This window comes from Bacillus sp. CD3-5, from assembly GCF_006349665.1.
Lineage (GTDB): Bacteria > Bacillota > Bacilli > Bacillales > Bacillaceae_G > Bacillus_A > Bacillus_A paranthracis.
The window spans coordinates 572,990-593,323 of the sequence record NZ_VEPX01000001.1 but is presented as its reverse complement, the minus strand read 5'-3'; the positions used below and the strand labels follow the sequence as shown (position 1 = coordinate 593,323).

Sequence of the window (20,334 nt, the reverse complement as noted above, 5' to 3'; positions counted from 1 at the left end):
TGTTTCTTACAAACAAAACAACCCACATTCTATTGGCATAGGTGGGTTGTTATTTTTTGAGCTTGTCTATTAAAACGACGACGAATGTTAACAATGCAACGAGAAACAGTCCACCTTGCAGTAACAACGCTATTTCACTCACTTATTATCACCCCCCTCCTACTTAGAGAAGTGATAATTGAACAACCAACCGTACCTTAAGTTACTATTTAATTTTACCATATTTTCTGATAGTTTACGATGAAAACCCGCAAGTGATTTACTTGCGGGTTTTTTCTCACTATTTTTTTAATGCATATGCATCAGCTATCATTTCACCAACAATTTTATTTTCTTGCTTCTTATCTTCCTTCAATAAAGGAAATAACAGTTCTGCCACTTCATATGCCTCTTCTAAATGAGGATATCCTGATAAAACAAATGTATCAATTCCTAAAGCTTCATATTCTTTTATTCTATTTGCTACTGTATGCGGATCTCCAACAAGCGCAGTACCTGCACCACCTCTTACAAGCCCGATGCCAGCCCATAAATTAGGACTTATCTCTAACGACTCCCGTGTACCTTTATTTAAATGGGTCATTCGCTTTTGACCAACTGAATCATATCTTGCAAATGCCTTTTGAGCAAGCTCAATTGTCTCATTATCTACATATTGAATTAAACGTTCTGCCTCTTCCCACGCTTCTTCTTCTGTTTCTCTTACAATTACGTGTAATCTAATGCCAAATCGCACTGAACGTCCCTTCTCTTCTGCCAGCTTTCTTACTTCCTCTATTTTCTCCTTCACTTGCTCTGGTGGCTCGCCCCACGTTAAATATACATCACTATGTTCTGCTGCAACTTCCTTTCCAGCAGCGGATGATCCTCCAAAATATATAGGAGGGTATGGCGTTTGCACTGGCGGGAACACAACTTTACTTTCCGTAACTTTAATATGTTTTCCTTCTAAAGAAAATGTTTCACCTTGCAATGTCGATTTCCAAACTTTTAAAAACTCATCAGCTGCTTCATATCTTTCATCATGCTCAAGATACAATCCATCTCCTTGTAATTCAACTGGATCTCCTCCAGCGACTACATTAATAAGTAACCTCCCGTCTGAAATTCTATCAAATGTAGATGCCATCCTTGCTGCAACTGTCGGTGACATTAGTCCCGGTCTAACTGCTACTAAAAATTTTAGCTTTTCTGTCTCAGCTGCAAGTGCCGATGCTAATACCCATGGATCTTCACAACCTTGGCCAGTTGGAAGTAACACACCTGTATATCCTAAATAATCAGCTGCCTGTGCAACTTGTTTATAATAACCATACTCAGCTGCTCTTCCTCGTTTTGTCGTTCCTAAATATCGTCCATCTCCATACGCCGGAATAAACCATAATAATTCCATACCTTTACACACCCCTTATTTATTTTGAAACGTACACTAAACTACTCTATATAAATTACCCCTAATAATTTATATGTTAATTTCCTATCTCACCTTTATAATTATCTCGCCATCTTAAAAACTTCACTTCTAGTAAACGTACGAGTGAATCCGAAAACTTCCCAACGAATGCAAAGATGATAATACCAACAAATACGATATCTGTATTTGAAAATTGCCTTGCATCCATTATCATATAGCCAATACCTTCTGTAGATCCCATAAGTTCTGCGACTACTAAACTCACCCATGCAACTCCTAATGATAATCTTGCTCCTAGTAAAAGGTTAGGTAATGCGGCAGGTAAAATTAATTTTGTAATTAATTTTCTTTTACTAAACTCTAACACTCTCGCAACATCAAATAACTTTGAATCTACACCTCGTATTCCTAGAAACGCGTTTACGTATAAAGGAAAAAATGCACCATCTGCAATTAATAACACTTTTGATGTTTCCCCAAAACCGAACCATAATACGAAAAGCGGTGCAACAGCTAAGTGAGGCACAGTTCTTAACATTTGTACTGACGGATCTAAATATTGCTCACTTCTCGTTGAAAATCCAACAATTGTTCCTAAAATAATTCCTAAACTCCCGCCGATAAAGAAGCCAGCCGCAGCCCTGAACACACTAATACTTAAATGACCGAATAACTCTCCTGTTTTTATAAGTTCTTGAAAAGCTAAAAATATATCTAGCGGCGTTGGTAAAACTGTTTTAGAAACTAGACCGAATACGCCGGCCAATTGCCAAATTATTAATATAATAATCGGTATAGTAATTGCCCTTATCAAAAATTTGATATTCGTCTTCTGTACTTTCTTTACATTGTTTTTCTCAATCGTTATACTCGCCCTTTTAATAACCGCTTTCGTATTCTCCAATTTATACAACCTCTTTTCACTTCGCCTTTAACGCTTTTTCTACGAAAGAATTATCTACAACTTTATCTGTCTTAATTTCTTTCTTTATAGAACCAAGCTTATATTGAAAATCTGCTGTCTGTTGCTGTTCTGCAACTATTTCTTTCGTTACCGGAACTAAGATGGGTTTGTCGTGATTAAACACTTCTTTTACAATATCTGCATCTATTTTCTTTGCAGAAGTATATATTTTTATTGCTTCATCCAAGTTTTCATCTTGCCATACACGTGCTTTTTCATATACTTTAAGGAATTTCTCCACTAATTCTGGATGCTCTTTCGCAAATTTTGTTCTCGCAATTAAAAACTCTGGAGAAGATACATTTAATTGTTCACCATCTGTAATCACCTTCGCTCCTTTATTTACCGTATGTAACGATATGAAAGGATCCCAAATTGCCCATGCATCTACTGATCCTGATTCAAATGCTGGCTGCGCTTCATCTGGTTGCAGTTGAATGACATTTACATCTTTCGCATTGATACCTTCTTTCTCTAATGCTCGATACAATAAATTAAATGCGCTACTTCCTTTTGCTACGGCAATTTTTTTACCTTTTAAATCTTTTACACTCGTAATCTTGCTATCTTTTTGTACAAGAATTCCAGTGCCTTTCCTCGCATAACTTGTATTAGCAATTTCGGTAAATTCAATACCTGCTGCTTGCGCGGAAATAACTGGGGAGTTTCCAACTTCGCCAAAGTCTAATCGGTTTGATGCAATCGCTTCAAAATAGGGAGGTCCGCTTTGAAACTCTGTCCATTTCACTTTAACTCCTTCTTTTTTAAACTCTTCTTCAAACCATCCTTTTTTCTGTGCTAATAGTAGTGGGCTTAACCCTTGCTGTATACCAATTTGTATTGTTACATCTTCTTTCTTGCTACTCGCTGTACTTTTTTCGCATCCGAATAAAAATAAAGATATAGCTAAAGTAAAAGAAAGAACTTTAAATTTCTTATACATAAATACCCACCCTTTCCCTATATACTGGTTTGAATCAATCCTCCATGCTCAAACTGCTGTAATACTTTCTTTCGAATCTCTTGGAATGCCTCCGAAGTTTTACTACGTGGATAAGGTAAATTATTTTCAATTACTTTATGTATTTTTCCAGGCTTTGCACTCATGATGATCATTCGGTTTGAAAGATATATCGCTTCGTCTATATCATGAGTGACGAATAACATTGTCGTTTTCTTCTGTTCCCAAATATTCAACAGTACTTCTTGCAAATGACTTCTAGTAAAAGCATCAAGTGCCCCGAATGGTTCATCAAGTAATAATACATTTGGATCTCTTAATAAGGCTCTCGCAATTGCAACACGTTGTGACATCCCGCCTGAAATTTCTTTCGGATAAGATTTTTCAAAACCGTCTAATCGAACGATTTCAATCCATTCCTTTATCTTATCTTTTACATACTTATCTTTTAACGACAAATCTGCAGCAATATTTTCTTCAACTGTTAACCACGGAAATAAGCGATGTTCTTGAAAAATAAAACCTTGTTTCTTACTTGGTTTTACGATTTTCTCCCCATCAATAATAATTTCACCTTCAAATTCGTTATCTAATCCCGCAACAATTTTCAAAAGCGTACTTTTCCCACAACCACTCGGTCCGATTACAGTGACAAAATCGCCTCTCTCTAATTGGAAATTAATATCTTCTAGCACTTGAACCGTACCAGTTTGTTTCGAAAAATATTTTGATACTCCATCGATTGAAACAGTCACTATTTCTCCTCCTTGAAATGATTCATCTAAATGAACAGATTCAGTATTTATATAATAAAAAAACCAAAGGCATTTCATTTTGTAATGAAATGCCTTTGGTTTTTCCAATCAGCTATTATAGAATTAACTACATACTATACAAATATTTCCGATAAGTCAACTAGGTTTTAATAAACGATGTTTATTTTTTATAAATTGTTGCAGTTTCTATAATGATTTTTGGAAGTAATTCTTGAATTGTATGTAACACTGTATGCAGAGCTTTTTGTACATATCCATCTTCAAAGTGTTCTAACGGTTCAGGTAATTCATCCTCATCCAATATGAAAAATTCTCCGCTTGGAAGTACCATAATATCAAGGATTAAATCTTCAAAGGATACCACTTCATCCGTTATACATGTATTCTTTACAATATTAAAATAAGAACCTAAATAACTCCCATCCTGATCTCTCCAAACATATAAATTATATGGACGATTCCTCCAGTAATATGCAACTGTATAACTTCCTTTCGGGATCGTTAACTTCGTATCGTTTGCTGTCATAGTAAAAGAGTACTGTACTTCATGATACAACACAATTTTATCTGGCTGCGTTTCTATTAGTAAACAAGCATGATCTACAGTTGAAGCATCATAGCGAATTTTCCTTTCAATAATTTCAATTCCTGACGTACGTAAGCAACTCATTTTCAAAATTCCCCTTTAGTTGTAGTTCTTTCATTATAACCCTTTTTCCACTAAGAAGCTGTTTAGTGAATTCGTTTCTTGTTTTATTAATATACTCTCATTTTCTTGCCCACAAAAAAAGCTCCTTCTAAGTTAGAAAGAACTCCAGTTGTATCATTATTTTATAACCCATGATTTATACACCTTTACTTCTAAACGAAACTTAGATTCTGTTAACCACTCTACAGCACTACATACAAGAGGAGATGAATTATGTTCAGTAATACTTTCTAGCGGAATCCATCTAGCTCCTATTGAATCTTGCCCTTCAAATTGTTCCGGTACTTTAAATTCACCTTCGCACCTTTCAACAACGTAAAAAACTGCGATATGATGAACATGTGTGTACTCCTTGAATTTTGATGGGAATTGAAAATCAACTGTACCTATTTGGTTTACTACCTTCACTTTCAGCCCAGTCTCTTCTTTCATCTCTCTATGAAGTCCAGCTAGTAATGATTCTCCTTCTTCTAAACTACCACCAGGTAAATCATACCGATTTCTATAGGGACCTTTTATTTTATCAATTACTAATATGTTATTGTTTTCGATACAAATGCCATACACACCAAACGCACGATGAAAATTAGAAGCATTATTCATGTTTCAACTTCTCCGTAACCATATCATAAAACTTCCATTCCTCATCAACATTTAAGTGAACACGACTTACTGTTTTAGAAAATCCATATAACAATTGCGCTTCCACTGGTTCTTTTAGTGTAATTTCAAATGCTGGAGGTTCCTTTATAAATTCCATCACTGTTGCGTCAAGAAACTCTTTCTCTTTCTTTAAAAACTCTCCTTTATAAAACGTAATTTTATCAATTTGTGTAAATGGTATAATAATTTTCTTTCCTAATCCAATTTGAATGATTATTTCTTTTTCCACAACAATAATTGGATTTTTTCGCATTGCTTGTATTTCAGCTAAAAAATAAATCATTGCGTATACGTTTAAAATAAGTAAAATCCATGCTACTACTGGGTTCCATTGATGAAGTAAATAATGAAAACCGATACTTTCTATTAAGGTCGCATGGATGATCATAATATATACACCTATTGCACCAGTCTTTTTATGATATGAGTATACGGATTCACCTTCTGGCACTTTTTCACGCCACGATAAAAATGCATAATAGATTAACTTACACTCTGTTACAATGATATCTATTAATTTATTTCTTTTCATAGTGTCGTCAAACGCAGCATCAATTGCATAAGAAAATGAAGAATGCTCACTTTTATATTCTTTATATTTTTTTCTTATTGTAGGAAGCATTCTAACAATTTTATATAGAAGGAATAACTCTACACATACAAATGCAATTTCCCCTGTAACTATAATATAAGAAACGTATGAAAAAGCTTGTAAATAGTCGCTTGGAATAATAAATCTTGCAAATATATAACCAGCTATTACAACAGGAAATATATACGTTAACGAGTACCTTTTTCGAATAATAAAGAAATACGTAATGATTGGAATTATAAACATACAATCTAATAATGACCCAAGAACAACTTCTTTCGGAGTAGCTGGTACAATCGGAAGAGCATATAATAAATAGTTTGATAACAAGATTAAAGATACGAGTCCAATCCATATACCTTTTCGCCTTCGCGAAAGTGTGACACTCATACTTTCACTCCTCTATTTAAAAACCTCGTTTAAATGGTCTTTATAAAATGAAATAGCACGTTCAAATTCTTTAACTTCTTCTACTTTTACGACTGTTTCAAGTAATAATTTCATCGCGGATTCATGATCGTTTACGTTATATTTCGCTAATGACAAAAATACTTTCATCACATCATTATCTGGAAACTGCTGCAAACCTGTTTCTAAAACAGTAATTGCTTTGTCATACTCACCTATACAACGATATGTACTACCAAGGCCAATATAAGCTCCGCAAAGTGACTCACCTTCAAGACCGTTTGCAATTGCCTGTTCATAATACGGCATAGCTTCTGTTTCCAGCCCCATTACATCATGTATCCAGGCACATTGATAAAGTACTTCTGCATCCCTCGTAAAATTCGTTAATCCAATGAGTATCTCTTTAGACTGCGCATATTTCTTTTCTTTCCGGAGTTTAATAGCTTGCTTTAATAAATGTTCCATAGAATTCACTCCTCACCAATTATTCTATGTATCCATATTGAATGGTTAACGTTTGTATCAAAGCAAAAAGTTTCGCTTACCAATATATACTATGCGGATTCACTCTTATCCAAATACTTGAAATTATAAAGCAGTAACGTGATTACATAGTACTTCTAACCTTTTGACAATTTCTTTCGCTGTTTCATCTTTTCCATTACATAACTTCCCTTTACCGTCTTGTCCAATTACGTAGTGCACTGCTCCGCGCGAATATAAAGAATGTGGTGAATTTGCAATCATTACACTCGCCTTCGCTTCTTCCATTCTATTTTTCGCTCTTTCAAACAGTTCTTCTTCATTTACGTCGCTTTCAAGTTTAAAGCCAACGAGTACAGTTTCTGAATCCCACTGTTTTATTTGTTTTAATACTTTCGGTGCCTTTTGAAAATGTATAATGGGCGCTATATCACTTGAGATTTTTCCATTCATATTAAGAACATTGCCCTCTTGATCACAAATCTTGTCCACAATCCAATCAGATCCAGCCGCTGCCATAATAACCGCATCGACTTTTTCATGCGTAATGATACTTTTCATTTTATCTTGCAAATCAACAATTCCTTCAAATGGGTGTAATTCTAATTGATTGTTTATATCATTCGGTTTCTCCGCAAAATAACCATGTAAATATATAACATAGGCCCCTTTACTTATAAGCTCTTCGGCAATTATTCTTCCAATTGTTCCTTTTGCCATATTCGTATGACCACGAACTTGATCCCATTTTTCTAAACAACCACCGCTTGTAATTAATACCTTTTTCCCCTTCATCGTAACCATCCCTTACTAATTTTTCTTACGAAACCATTCTGTTCCAAAGTCAACTATATCACGTTGTTTCATAAGACGGCACTTTGCGTTTCCTATTTTCCCTATTTTCACAGTTCCTTTTTGCTCAAATTCCACACCAATTTCTACAAATTTGTCAGAATCATAATCCATATCAACAAATTCTTTCCACACTCTTTCACCATTTTCTATAATGGGTGCCCCTACTTTTATTAACTCACATGCACCAGAACGTACTTCTGATAAATGTACAGAAGTATTGGAATCATATCCAACACCAATTAATAATATGTATCCGTCTAAATCGTATATTTTTCTTAATGGAGATTCTTCTCCTAAACTCATTGATAGTGACTGATTCATCGTTATTTCTTCTGCATGTTTTCCCCATGCAGCAAAACTTCCTAATGGATGGTTACTACGTACTACATTCGGATATGTACGAAAACATTCAACTACTTTTCCCATTGCCCTTGTTGGTGTTATATGTGGCTCAAATGCTGGAACGTTATCCCGAATAATTTGCCACCATTCTTCAGGTACAGGTGGTCTTGACCAATGTTTCGGATCAGATAAATCCGAAGACTGAGTTGGCATAATAATCGTTCCCTCTTCTGTAATAACCTCCATTAACGCCTCTACTACTGCAACTGCTCCGCCTGATACCCAACCAATGGAACTTAACGAAGAATGTACAATAACTGTCATTCCTTTTTCTAATCCTAATTTTCTTAAATCATTTGTAATTGTTTTGATTGTATTTGGCAATTGCGTACTTGCCACTATGTCATTCATTTTCACGATTGTTCCCCCATTTATTTTAAACTACTACATACATATATTATCATATTTTTCTTAATTTTTAACTTAATCATTTTATCTATGCAAAAAATGAAGGCGTTACATCAAAAACATAAAAACACTATATGCAAACAAAGAGCTCACCAAAAATGATAAGCTCTTTGTTTCATTTATCCTTCAATTGTAACTCCAGTAAACATCGATAAATTTCCTGTTATTTTCTCACCTACACGTAAAAATAAACCAGCAGCTCTCCCGCTAATACAGTGTGAACCAATTAATAGTTTACCAGTATACGGACCGTCCCACGTGTCAATTGTATAGTCTGGCATTTCTATGTATTGCTGATATATTTTCCGCTGTTCAAAGTAATACTCTGTTTTATCTTCAGCTAATAGTTCATTATTTTCGTATATAGATACTCCTCCGCCTTCACGGCCGTATAAAGGTTTAGAAACATAGGATTCATTTCTTTCTATAAACGGTTTATTTGTAAAATATGTCGGTAGGAAGTATTTCTGAATGATTCCTCGCTCCTCTTCCTTAAAGAAAACTTCTTCTTCGTAAAGTTGCCAAATTAAAGCGAGTACACTTTTATTTTGCATAAGAAAAGCAGCTGGTGGATTAATGATTTTCACTCTGCCTTGCGCTATATGATCTAAAAACTGGAGTCCAATTCTTTTACCGCTTTTATCAGCATCTGAAACTAAATATTCAATTGGATATAGTCTATATAAATAATGAATTCTCTCACCATTTGGCGTATATATACCATCATCTGCAACGACGATATCTTGTATACCTATATAATCTGTTGATTGATCTAAACAATAGCTTCTTAAAAATTGAACCGTTTGATGGTCTTCATCATGCCAATCATAACTCGTAAAATAAATCGTTTCTCTAGGATCTATACTATAGTCATGTTTAATTTGTTCCCATGCCTGCACAATATGCTCTTCTATATGATTTGGATGATTTACATCGTGATAACGGCATAATACTTCATTTGCGACAGATGGCTCTAAATAGCCTGTGGGTGTATCACAATTTACTTCTATTAACTTTATATCTTCACCATTTACGATAAAGTCAAACCTTGTAAAATATGAAAACAAACCTGTATGTTTCATTCTCGCAATTTCCCACGTTTCAGCTGGAAATCCTAATTTTTGAAAATCTTTTGTCGTATTGAGAATGTATTGATACGTTCTATATAGCACATACATAATTTCTTCTGTCGCTTTTGAAATAGCAGTATAAGTTTTTATTGGCATACGATACATACCTGTTGCCATATATTGATTCCATTCTTCATTTTCTAATAGACTCGGCCAAGTAAACCCATTCCGACCAGCCTCTTCTGCAAGTGAAAACCATACTTTCATATACTCTTTCTGCTCTTGTTCTGTATACATGATTCTATTATCCTTTCGTGTTATGATCCGGCTGGCGCTTTTGCATTCCCAATTCCACTAGAACCAGAATTCACTTTCGGCGTTTGTGTCGTAGATGATTTCGGCGCATTTGTATCTGGTGTTACTTTATTTGATGGATTTGGCTGCTGTTTATTTAAATCTACTTTATTGGAAGATTTATTATTGTTGCTGTTAGTTCCGCCGTAATACCCTCCACCACCGCTGCCTCCAGTTCTACTTTGGTCTTTTTCACGATATGGAATAATATTATTTGCATATGGTTTCTTCATTATATTTGGTTTTGCTGTATAATTCATATTTGAAGTTCTGCTTGCTAATAAATATCCTGCTACGAATGGCAGTATCGGTAAATGTGAATTTTCATGATACGATGAAAATGACGGATTCATTTCCTTACATAACTCATCATTTTCTACATTTTCATTAGTAGGAGTTTTATCATTGCAATTTAAAGTTTCTTGTTCATCTCCTTGTTTTCCACCATCTGTTTTAACAGCAGTACTTTCTTGTTGAGCAGTATCTTCTTCATAATCGCCACATCCAGTTAATAAAAAAGATGATACACCTATCGAAGTAGCAATTTTTATAAATTTACTTTTATCCATTCTCATGTGTTATACACCTAATTTCTTTTATCTATATTTTTCCAGATACCTTTATTATATAATGTAAATCTTACTTTTTTCAAACTATACATGAAATTCAAATTTACATATTTTCACACTGTTTTTCCAAGTAACAATAAAACCTTTCAATCCCCGGATATTTTTCACCTAAACTTTTAACTTGAAAACCAATTTTTTTATAAAATTCTACTGCCTCATCGTCTGTCTCAGCCTCGAGATACGTCAATTGATGTATTCTTACTACTTCCTTTATCATTTGCAATGCAATTCCTTTATAACGATATTTCGGAGCGACTGCTATATGGCAAATTTCCGCTTTATTTGCTCCTATTATTTCAATACCTATACAAGCCTGTTCTTCAAATTTATAAAAATCCCCTTTATTCCTACCATAAAATAAAACTGCTTTCTTTAAGCTAGTTTCACTTGGTCCGACTGCATACTGTAGTACATTTAAAATGGGATCTTTCTCAATTTGTTCAACGCGTTGCAAATTCATATCATCATTCCTTTCTATGAAAAAAGATTAGCTCTTTATATAAAGAGCTAATCTCATTACGCCGTTATTTTTTCTTCTTTCTTCACAACGACCGCTACATAACTATGTAGTATCATTCCAATAATAACTAGACTCATACCAATCCAAGATAAAGATGACGGAATTGGTGCAGATAACAAGATGAGTTCTCCTACTAGCGCAAATAAAACCTCACCGGACTGAGTTGCTTCCACTGTTGCTAGTTTTTGCGGATCATCTTTTACAAGATCTGTCGCAAAGAAGAATAATACCGTTGCGATTAAGCCAGAACTAACTGCTACTATAAAACATTGGAAAACTTGGCTACTTGACGGTAGACCACCTGTTGATACTTCATAACCAGATAGTAAAAACCAAAATGGTAAGCTTGCTAATGTCATACCGAGAACTCGCTGAAATACATCTAATTCCCCTTTACAAACTTGCATCATTTTTCGATTTCCAAGAGGGTATGCAAACGCTGCAATAAGTACAGGAACTACACATAAAACAGTTTCACGAATTCCTAATGAAGAAGCATGTTCTACTTGCATGAGTACAACACCACATAAAATAATACCCGACATAACTAATTCCTTCATTGGGAGTTTTTTATGTAACGGATCTACTGCAAAAAATGGTGTTAACAAAATCCCTGCTACGATCGTAATTTGCCATGTTGATGCAACGAGCCAACCAGGTCCGAAAGCTCCAGCAAAACTAAGTGGTGCATAGAAGAGACCAAATCCAACAATACTCCAAACTAACCATTCTTTCGGATTGTTTTTCATATATTGAAAGAGTTGCTTTAAATTTCCTCTATACATGACAATAAGTAAAAGCATTGGAACCATAAAGTAGTACCGTAATGATGCACTCCAAATCCAGCTTCCACCTTCTAGGTCCATCGCCCGATTTAAAACGAAAGTAAAGGCAAAGAAAAATGATGCCAATATCCCTACTGCAATAGCTTTCATTATAAAACCCCTTGTTTAGTTTCTTCTTATACTATACAACAAATTAAATATAATTAAAATTCGAAATCTTTATCTCGTATGCATTCTAGCTCTATATAGTTTTCTTAACTGACTAATATGAGCTTGATGGTACCGACTATGATCAGCTATATGCCATATTCCCCACCTTATAGTCGCATTTTCTCCCTTTTCATAAAAAACCTCTCGTGTTAAATCATTTTCTGTTAGTTTCACACATTCCTCATAAAACATATGTTGCACTGCTTCATAATCTTGCATTAATTCTTGCAACGTCTGTTTTCTTAAACTTGGCAGCTCTCCCGCTTCATTTAACATAGGTCCATATATATTATCAAGTGCCAGTGGAACGGGTTCTCCTTTTAAGCGGTATACCCAATGCAAATCGACAACTGCTAAATGTTGAAGTAGTTGTCCAATACTATTTTCATTATTTTTTAACCCTTTAAAAGACAGTTCTTTCTCATCAGTACCCTCTACTAACTTTTGCAACCGTTTAAATGTATCGGCAACTGTCGCATATAGAATTGCCACTTGCGGGTTCATATTTTTTTCTAAATGGAGATCTTTCATAGTAAACTCCCTCTTTTAAAGGAACAAAACCATGTGTTCATCATCACTATACACACCATTCATCTTTATAGCTCTCTTTTCAATCCCATACGTTTTAAAGCCCATTAATTCATACAACCTTTTTGCTGGCTCGTTAGTGGATACAACACCTAATGTCAATTGTTCCAAGTTCATTTCTCTTGCTCTTTCAATTGCCTTACTTATTAAATCACGTGCAAGGCCATTTCTTCGATTGCTTGCATCTACATACATCGCAACGATATGTCCTTTATGTTTATACGCCTCTTTCTCTTCTGTTAGTAAAGTGACAACTCCAACTAATTGATGATCCTCATTAAAAGCACCGAATGTACAACTAGTAGTAGCTGTTAAATTACTTTCCACTCGCTTAATCGGGTTTTCTTGACGAATCGCCTCTTCATAAGTTGTTACAAATGCCTCTGGATTTACTTGTAATGCTTGTAAACGTAAGTCCCAATATTTTTTTGCATCTTCTTTCGTAAGTAATCGAATCATATTTCTCTATCTCCCTTTAGTTAACATAACATTTTTATAAACTACTAATTAAAGATTGATATTCTTCTCTTAACATACTATAACGATAGCGATGAATGAACTGCCCTCTACGTAATCGATCATTTCTCATTAACCCTTCGCATACAAAACCAGCCTTTTCATAGCTCTTTCTAGCTTGAAAATTATCTTCATCTACACGTAGCCATACTTTTTCTAATTCAAATTCAAAGAATGCTACATGTAACATACTATATAGGGCAGCTATTCCATACCCTTTACCCCAGTATTCTTTATTACCAATCGCGATTCCCAATTCTGCATTTTTATTTGTTTTATCAAAGTTTTTAAGATCTACCCATCCAATATGTATGCCGTTCTCCGCAGTGATAGCTCTTTGTTCGTAACCATTTTTTCGATTTATACATGCTTCAATCCATTTTTTTGTATCTTCACGAGTGAACGGTGGATATTGATCTGGTACAACTAAATGTTTTGTTACTTTTGTATCTAATGACCATTGATATCGGTCTTCTACATCATCTAGTGTCAGTTCTCTTAATTGAACGAATGGTATATTCATTGTATTATCCCCTTTTTACTTTCCTATACAAAAACCTTCGAACATTCTTCCTCCATACTGTTCTAGCGTTTTTTCTACAAAAGTAATTAATTTTATTTTCTCTCCCGTTATATAAAAATGATCGAACGCCACTACAAATTGATCTGCGTATTGTTCATCATATTTTCTAAGTACCCTTATAAACCATTTTGAACTTCCAAGCCATTTCCCATTTACTCTTAATACATATTCATGTAATAAATCAGCTAATAAATTCGCGATAAACAACTCTTCTTCTCTTTTTGATGCACCAATAAAATCATCCAAAGTATCTGTAATAAAATAACGCTTCTGCTTCATCATTTCTTCAGTCCATTTAGCTGGTCCTTTATTTAGTAACTCATTCGCTTCGCTTTTTAATTTCTCAACAATTTCATCTTCCCCTTTTAATACAACACCTTCTGCAACTAATTGTGGTAACGAAGGTCTTCCGCGATCACAATCCATTTTAAAAAAGGTTTTTAACGTTTCAAAATTATGTACAAATACCTCAACTGGCCATCCATTACTATAGAAAGATTCTCTATAACAAGATAACAAACTAGGATCTATTATTACAATGTCCAGATCAGATGTTTTTGTCGCTTCCCCTCTTGCAACGCTTCCTCCAAGTAAAGCTACATCACAATCCGGAAAGTGTGATGTAATTATGCTTTTTGCCGCTTCCATTGCTTTCATAACCGTTCCCCTTTTCTTATTTCACTTTCTTTTTTGCAGCTCTTTCTCTCGCTTTTTTTATATACGACTCTGCGTCTGGTGTTTTGCATGACGTTGCCCCGTGATCAACCTGTACTTTTCCAATTTCACGTGCAATTTCAATCGCTTTTCGCTCTAAGTCTTCATTACGAATTCCTATCGCAATTAAAGCACTATTCATTGCTTCTCTTTTTCTATTTTTTTCATTATGTATATTTTCTTTAATCTCATCTAGATAAGGAGAGAAGACATCATCCTGTAACGTTTTATTTTTAATCGCTATATTTGCTAATAAAGACCAGCCTGCTCTTCCAATCCATTCATCATGAGACTTTGTCCAGTCTTCCATTCTTTCTATCGCGATTGGCGACGTACAAATAGCCGTCATTAAAACATCCATTAAACAATAATAATCAACTTCCTGTACCCAATTATTTAGTAGTTCTGTCGTAACTTTTTTTGGATCTAATATCATTGTTGCTAATGTCATTGCATCCATATTTTTTGTTTCCCATAATAAAATTGCTAAATCATGATCTTTTTTTATCTTCTTTTTTAACAATTTTAAATTGGCAAAACTAACTCCGAATAGTGGCTCTTTCGCCCCATGATTTTTATACGTTTTACGATTCTGTTCTGTTCCGTATTCCTCTAGTTGCTGCATTACTTCTTCAAGTAACATATACCCACCTCTTTATTTTTTATGTTGACTTCATATATGTATGTACGATATATTCCACATTACTTTTTGGTTTTCCTATATTTACTTTTTAAATGCGGTATGTGAAATTTTAAAGACACGTTTTCATACAACAGGCACCCTCTTCGCTAGAATATTATATACCCTCTACTAACTCACTCATTGAATTTACTATATATGAACAAATCACATGCATTTTCATTCAATTTTTGTTTCATTTTAATAAACCTGCAAAATATTGAAATCTTGCATACTTTTGGACAAACTTTTTTGCACTTGTAAAAAAGTTTTTTTGCAATTACCTCCCTATAATTGCTAATATAGTAGAGTAGAACTTTTATAGAGAGAAGGAAAATTATGCACAATGGAATTCGAATGACAACTTTAGTGAAAAGGGCTATGTTGATTTGCGCGGGGGTATTATTTACATACGAAGCGGCTTTAGGATCAACACATACTGCTCTAGCAAGTACAGAGGATGAAGCAAAATCTGTTCAACTTGTAAGTGAAATTCAATCGTCTCTTGCACCGAAAGAAGCTCCAAAACAATACAATGGGCAAGTTAGAAAAGTAGCTTATTTAACATTTGATGATGGTCCTGGAAAATACACAGCTGAGCTTTTAGATATGTTAAAGAAAGAAAATGCAAAAGCAACATTCTTCCTTATTGGTTCAAATGTAAAAGCTTTTCCTGCTCTTGTAAAGCGTGAAGATGCTGAAGGCCACTACGTTGGGATGCACAGTATGACTCATAACTACAAGAAACTTTACACAGAAGGTCATTACGTAGATGAGATGAAAGAAGATCAAGGATTAATCGCTGGCGTTCTAGGTAAATCACCAGTATTAACTCGTCCTTCTTACGGCTCAATGCCAGGATTAAACGAAGCGCTTCGCAACAAAGTTGTTGAGAATGGGCTAAAAGTTTGGGATTGGACAATTGATTCTTTAGACTGGAAATATAACAAAATGCAGGTTGACGCTGCATCTGCTAAAATTGTAGAAAACGTTATTAATGGTGCAAACAAGCCAACAGAAGTTATCCTTATGCACGACATTCATCCACAGTCCGTAAAAGCAGTACCTGGTATTATTAAAGGGCTGAAAGAAAAAGGATATGAATTAGAAGCCTATAGTGAGAACGAACACTTCCCATTAAACTTCTGGCACGATAATCGTATGTAATAAAAAGACTTGATTTCCTTTAACTAGGAATCAAGTCTTTTTATCGTTTTTGGAATTACTCCTCTTATATTCGACTCAAACTCCACTTTCTCTAATATCAATAAAAATTACAAATCACATGAATTTAACTTGAAAACATCACATGTTATACTATAATCTATTTTAAATAAGTAGGTGTCATATGATCGTATATACAGTACAAACTGAAGAAGCTTGGAAACAATTTAAGAAACTTGGTTATTTAGAAGGTAATAAAGAATTCATCGATCTAGACAATTTATATTCATATAACTGGATGGTGCGCGCTGCTAAAACAAGGTTGCCTCATTACGATGGTAACTACCCTATTTGGGTCTGGGAAGCAAATAATTACCCAAATCGAAATCATAAAGCTTGGGGTAGAGAAAATTCAAAAATGGTAATTTTAACACTAGATGTACCGAAAGAATGGGTACTATGGAGCTACTTTGACTATTGGTGCTGCGCTATGACTGATGGATCAATATATTTACATACAAAAAACAAGTGTACTTTAGATGAATGGTATACCTATATGGATAAAGAATACGGGATAATATTCGATTTCGACTATTTATTATCTCATCCTGATTGGTGTCTAGGTAAAGAGGATTCGTTAGAAAAACAAGGTGTTATCGGCAAAATACCCCTTTCCTTCGTGAAAAAAGTAAGACGTTTTCGTGCTAAGACAGATAAGTCTATTAGTAAAATCAGAAGTGATAACTGGGATAATAAAAAAGAAAACCGCATTAAAAAGATGAATCGAAAATTAAGAAAGCGAAACGATAAACAAAAAAGAGTACAAAAGCGACTTATACGAAATTAAAACATATATCAAAATACAGTAAGAAATTATGGATTGAATATACAAATTCAATCCTATTTTTTATATTATCAACACTTTAGCACATATTACTCTTAAGGAGTGATGTGTATATGGATTTTCTTTCAGCCGAATATTTGTCCGCCCTACTTGCCATCATTGTAATTGATTTAGTGTTAGCCGGTGATAATGCCATTGTAATTGGATTAGCAGCAAGGCGATTACCGAAAGATCAGCAAAAGAAAGTTATTATATGGGGAACTATCGGGGCAATCGCGATTAGAGCCCTTGCTACCTTAGTTGTCGTTTGGTTGTTAAAAATACCAGGGCTACTTCTAATTGGTGGTGCACTCCTTATATGGATCGCTTACAAATTAATTGCTGAAGGCAAAGATCACGATATTAAGGCAGAAGAAGGTTTCTGGTCTGCTATTAAAACCATTATCATTGCTGATGCATTGATGGGAATTGATAACGTTCTCGCTGTTGCTGGAGCTGCGCATGGCAACTTTTCTTTAGTAATCATCGGGCTATTAGTTTCAATTCCAGTAGTAGTTTGGGGCAGTACATTAATTTTAAAATGGGTTGACCGTTATCCTATCATCATTACGATTGGAGCAGCTGTTTTAGCTTATACCGCTGCGAAAATGATTGTAGACGAGAAATGGTTCGCTGCATTTTTCGAAAGTAATCCTTTCATAAAATGGGCATTCATCATTATCATCATTGCCGGTGTAGTTTTCTTCGGAAAGGCAAAACAGAAAGCAACAGATGGTTCTATCTCATGATGATGTTTTATTTACAAACAAAAGGCACTATTCATAGGAATAGTGCCTTTTGTTATTTATTTAGCTTCCCCTTCCGGAGTCGTTTTTACTTTCGTTTTGTTTTTATCACGATTGTTATAGTTATACTTCGAACGATCTATCGGTGTAAATCCTTCCGGTGTGTAGAATCGTAATAAGTCACCATTTACGACTTGGTCAGAGTATTTTAACGAGTTTTGAACCATTTGTTCATTTTGTTTTATTTCATCTGTAAATTCTACTGGTTTTCCAGTCGTTGTATCATAGTATTTGCCGTTTAATGCAGTAACTGTTGGGCTTACGAAGTTGCCGTTACGGAACGCAACAACTTGTTTATGATCTGGTGATAATAAATCTGAACCAAATTGAACATAATTTTTTGTATCTGTTCCTAGTAAGTGTAAAAGAGTTGGAAGAACATCAATTTCACCACCATATTGATGTTGTACGCCACCTTTCACACCTGGTACACGAACGATAAATGGTACACGTTGTAACTGTGCATTTTCAAATGAGTTAATTTCTTTACCCATTACTTTTGACATTGCTGCATTATGATTATCTGAAATACCGTAATGGTCTCCGTACATAACGATAATAGAATTATCGTATAAACCAGATTGTTTCAAGTAATCGATGAAACCTTTTACAGATTCGTCTAAATAACGTGCTGTTTGGAAATACGTATCTACAGACGAGTCACCTGTGTTTGCTGGTTCAATTGTCGCTTCCTCTTTATCAATCGGATACGGGAAGTGATTCGATAACGTAATAAACTTCGTATAGAACGGTTGTTTCAATGTTTCTAATAACGGAATGGATTCATTGAAGAATGGTTTATCTTTTAATCCATAGTTTACTACATCTTTTTCGTTCATATCATAGTATGAAGCATCAAAGAATTTATTAAAACCAAATGATTTATAAATATCGTCACGGTTCCAAAATGTTTTATAGTTACCATGGAATACAGCTGATGTGTATCCTTGTTGTCCTAAAATTGCTGGTGCTGATTGATACGTATTATGAGATTTCGTTGTAAATACAGACCCTTGTGGTAAACCAAACATAGAATTCTCTAACATAAACTCCGCATCAGATGTTTTCCCTTGTCCTGTTTGATGGAAGAAGTTATCAAAATAAAGCGTATTCGCATCTTTTGTAAATGAGTTTAAGAACGGCGTAACTTCTTGACCGTTTAATTTATAATCAATTAAGAAGTTTTGGAATGACTCTAAATGAATATAAATTACGTTCATTCCCTTACCTTTACCGAAATACTCAGGATTCGGACTAGCATAAGTTGATGTTAAATAATTTCTTACTTCTGTCATATTATCTCCATCAGCTAACGCTCTTTCCGTTGATGCTTTCGCACTTTGAATTCCATCATAAATTGTGTAGTTATACGCCCCTAAATATTTCACAATATAATTCCGGTCAAACGTTCTTGTTAATAATTCAGGACGGTCAGATTCTGCAAGTCCTAAGTTAACACTGAATAATAAAATACCTGCTACAAATACTAGTGATACTTTATGCTTCGCAACACGAATTGATTTTGGATTTGCAAATTTCGTTGCAACTAACACAATTAAAATAATTGTATCTAAAAAGTATAGCGGATCATAAAGATGTAGCAACGCAACAATACTACCACCTAAATCTCCAAAGTTATTCGTTTGTGTCAACGTCGGGAACGTAATAAAGTCACTGAAAAAGCGATAGTATACGACGTTTGCATATAAAAGAATCGACAATAAGAAGTTGATAACAATTAACCAAATATAAGATCGTTTCCCTTTTGCAAATAATGCAAGTCCTAAAAATAGCACTGCTGAACTAAGCGGGTTGAAAAACAGCAAGAATTTTTGGATTGTATTTGAAATACCTAAATTAAATTCCGTTACATAAGCCGCATATGTTTTGAGCCAAAATAAAATAACGGCAAACAGAAAGAATCCAAAATGATTGCTTAGCACGCTTTTGCTCTTTAATAAGAATTGTTTCATTTCTCCACCTCTTTTGATCATCCAAGGCTTATTTTTTATAAGTCTGTCTCTCTATTCAATTTTTTATCTTCAAATAGATTCTATTTATTTAACTATATGAAGAATACTAGTAATTATAATTTGAAGCTAGTATTTATTCAACTATTTCTTTCTATACATTTTGACCTTGGTTTCTATTTAACAAAATAAATTTGTAACATTTTCTGTTTTCTCCCAAGATTC

Annotated in this window: 24 protein-coding genes; 3 read left to right on the top strand and 21 right to left on the bottom strand. The window is 34.4% G+C overall.

The genetic code is table 11. The features are described 5' to 3' along the window. Nucleotides 1–49: 49 nt before the first annotated feature. The 20 genes from FH036_RS27335 to FH036_RS02920 form a co-directional block, all read right to left on the bottom strand. Nucleotides 50–142 (bottom strand): putative holin-like toxin, encoded by a 93-nt coding sequence (locus FH036_RS27335; RefSeq protein ID WP_001289320.1) that lies wholly within the window; start codon nucleotides 140–142, stop codon nucleotides 50–52. Between the two features lie 138 nt (nucleotides 143–280). Beyond that, nucleotides 281–1,393 carry an FMNH2-dependent alkanesulfonate monooxygenase gene (gene ssuD, locus FH036_RS03010; protein ID WP_139895327.1) on the bottom strand — a complete coding sequence of 371 codons (1,113 nt, stop codon included), beginning with the start codon at nucleotides 1,391–1,393 and terminating at the stop codon, nucleotides 281–283. Between the two features lie 76 nt (nucleotides 1,394–1,469). Next, complete coding sequence (locus FH036_RS03005; protein WP_139895326.1) at nucleotides 1,470–2,318, bottom strand: ABC transporter permease; 849 nt, start codon at nucleotides 2,316–2,318, stop codon at nucleotides 1,470–1,472. A gap of 16 nt (nucleotides 2,319–2,334) precedes the next feature. Continuing rightward, nucleotides 2,335–3,321 (bottom strand): aliphatic sulfonate ABC transporter substrate-binding protein, encoded by a 987-nt coding sequence (locus tag FH036_RS03000; protein WP_139895325.1) that lies wholly within the window; start codon nucleotides 3,319–3,321, stop codon nucleotides 2,335–2,337. Between the two features lie 17 nt (nucleotides 3,322–3,338). Then, nucleotides 3,339–4,094 carry an ABC transporter ATP-binding protein gene (locus FH036_RS02995; protein ID WP_139895324.1) on the bottom strand — a complete coding sequence of 252 codons (756 nt, stop codon included), beginning with the start codon at nucleotides 4,092–4,094 and terminating at the stop codon, nucleotides 3,339–3,341. A gap of 181 nt (nucleotides 4,095–4,275) precedes the next feature. Then, on the bottom strand, nucleotides 4,276–4,785 hold the full coding sequence (locus FH036_RS02990) for a ribonuclease FAU-1 family protein (RefSeq protein ID WP_138321845.1): 510 nt from the start codon (nucleotides 4,783–4,785) through the stop codon (nucleotides 4,276–4,278). 156 nt (nucleotides 4,786–4,941) lie between these two features. Beyond that, a complete protein-coding gene (locus tag FH036_RS02985) occupies nucleotides 4,942–5,427 on the bottom strand; it encodes an NUDIX hydrolase (RefSeq protein WP_139895323.1) in 486 nt (161 codons plus the stop codon). Beyond that, the gene (locus tag FH036_RS02980; protein ID WP_139895322.1) at nucleotides 5,420–6,469 is read right to left on the bottom strand and encodes a hypothetical protein; all 1,050 of its coding nucleotides are present in this window, start codon (nucleotides 6,467–6,469) and stop codon (nucleotides 5,420–5,422) included. Before FH036_RS02980 ends, FH036_RS02985 begins: the two co-directional genes overlap by 8 nt. Before the next feature lie 12 nt (nucleotides 6,470–6,481). Continuing rightward, complete coding sequence (locus tag FH036_RS02975) at nucleotides 6,482–6,955, bottom strand: tetratricopeptide repeat protein (protein ID WP_000400626.1); 474 nt, start codon at nucleotides 6,953–6,955, stop codon at nucleotides 6,482–6,484. Between the two features lie 123 nt (nucleotides 6,956–7,078). Beyond that, a complete protein-coding gene (locus FH036_RS02970) occupies nucleotides 7,079–7,768 on the bottom strand; it encodes a phosphopantothenoylcysteine decarboxylase domain-containing protein (RefSeq protein WP_138321839.1) in 690 nt (229 codons plus the stop codon). Between the two features lie 15 nt (nucleotides 7,769–7,783). Next, on the bottom strand, nucleotides 7,784–8,581 hold the full coding sequence (aacC, locus tag FH036_RS02965; protein ID WP_139895459.1) for a BA2930 family N-acetyltransferase: 798 nt from the start codon (nucleotides 8,579–8,581) through the stop codon (nucleotides 7,784–7,786). A gap of 176 nt (nucleotides 8,582–8,757) precedes the next feature. Then, nucleotides 8,758–10,005 carry a glutathionylspermidine synthase family protein gene (locus tag FH036_RS02960; protein ID WP_000287869.1) on the bottom strand — a complete coding sequence of 416 codons (1,248 nt, stop codon included), beginning with the start codon at nucleotides 10,003–10,005 and terminating at the stop codon, nucleotides 8,758–8,760. Between the two features lie 20 nt (nucleotides 10,006–10,025). Further along, complete coding sequence (locus FH036_RS02955) at nucleotides 10,026–10,637, bottom strand: hypothetical protein (RefSeq protein ID WP_139895321.1); 612 nt, start codon at nucleotides 10,635–10,637, stop codon at nucleotides 10,026–10,028. 97 nt (nucleotides 10,638–10,734) lie between these two features. Next, nucleotides 10,735–11,151 carry a GNAT family N-acetyltransferase gene (locus FH036_RS02950; RefSeq protein WP_139895320.1) on the bottom strand — a complete coding sequence of 139 codons (417 nt, stop codon included), beginning with the start codon at nucleotides 11,149–11,151 and terminating at the stop codon, nucleotides 10,735–10,737. Between the two features lie 56 nt (nucleotides 11,152–11,207). After that, complete coding sequence (locus FH036_RS02945; RefSeq protein WP_000643664.1) at nucleotides 11,208–12,146, bottom strand: DMT family transporter; 939 nt, start codon at nucleotides 12,144–12,146, stop codon at nucleotides 11,208–11,210. A gap of 69 nt (nucleotides 12,147–12,215) precedes the next feature. Then, a complete protein-coding gene (locus FH036_RS02940; RefSeq protein WP_139895319.1) occupies nucleotides 12,216–12,737 on the bottom strand; it encodes a DinB family protein in 522 nt (173 codons plus the stop codon). A gap of 15 nt (nucleotides 12,738–12,752) precedes the next feature. After that, a complete protein-coding gene (locus tag FH036_RS02935; protein WP_139895318.1) occupies nucleotides 12,753–13,253 on the bottom strand; it encodes a GNAT family N-acetyltransferase in 501 nt (166 codons plus the stop codon). A gap of 34 nt (nucleotides 13,254–13,287) precedes the next feature. Next, nucleotides 13,288–13,833 (bottom strand): GNAT family N-acetyltransferase, encoded by a 546-nt coding sequence (locus tag FH036_RS02930; protein WP_001024999.1) that lies wholly within the window; start codon nucleotides 13,831–13,833, stop codon nucleotides 13,288–13,290. Nucleotides 13,834–13,848: 15 nt separating this feature from the next. Continuing rightward, nucleotides 13,849–14,550 (bottom strand): nucleotidyltransferase domain-containing protein, encoded by a 702-nt coding sequence (locus FH036_RS02925; protein ID WP_139895317.1) that lies wholly within the window; start codon nucleotides 14,548–14,550, stop codon nucleotides 13,849–13,851. 16 nt (nucleotides 14,551–14,566) lie between these two features. Continuing rightward, nucleotides 14,567–15,250: a DNA alkylation repair protein gene (locus FH036_RS02920; protein ID WP_139895316.1), complete on the bottom strand. Its 684-nt coding sequence runs from the start codon at nucleotides 15,248–15,250 to the stop codon at nucleotides 14,567–14,569. A 375-nt stretch (nucleotides 15,251–15,625) separates the two neighbouring features. On the opposite strand from FH036_RS02920, the gene FH036_RS02915 reads away from it, so the two are divergent. The 3 genes from FH036_RS02915 (at nucleotide 15,626) to FH036_RS02905 (ending at nucleotide 18,082) form a co-directional block, all read left to right on the top strand. Beyond that, nucleotides 15,626–16,453 (top strand): peptidoglycan-N-acetylglucosamine deacetylase, encoded by an 828-nt coding sequence (locus FH036_RS02915; RefSeq protein WP_139895315.1) that lies wholly within the window; start codon nucleotides 15,626–15,628, stop codon nucleotides 16,451–16,453. A 181-nt stretch (nucleotides 16,454–16,634) separates the two neighbouring features. Then, a complete protein-coding gene (locus FH036_RS02910; protein ID WP_138321829.1) occupies nucleotides 16,635–17,297 on the top strand; it encodes a DUF3841 domain-containing protein in 663 nt (220 codons plus the stop codon). Nucleotides 17,298–17,407: 110 nt separating this feature from the next. Next, on the top strand, nucleotides 17,408–18,082 hold the full coding sequence (locus tag FH036_RS02905; protein ID WP_000346926.1) for a TerC family protein: 675 nt from the start codon (nucleotides 17,408–17,410) through the stop codon (nucleotides 18,080–18,082). A gap of 56 nt (nucleotides 18,083–18,138) precedes the next feature. Here FH036_RS02905 and ltaS read toward each other — a convergent pair whose 3' ends face one another. Continuing rightward, on the bottom strand, nucleotides 18,139–20,112 hold the full coding sequence (gene ltaS / locus FH036_RS02900) for a lipoteichoic acid synthase (RefSeq protein ID WP_139895314.1): 1,974 nt from the start codon (nucleotides 20,110–20,112) through the stop codon (nucleotides 18,139–18,141). Nucleotides 20,113–20,334 lie beyond the last annotated feature (222 nt).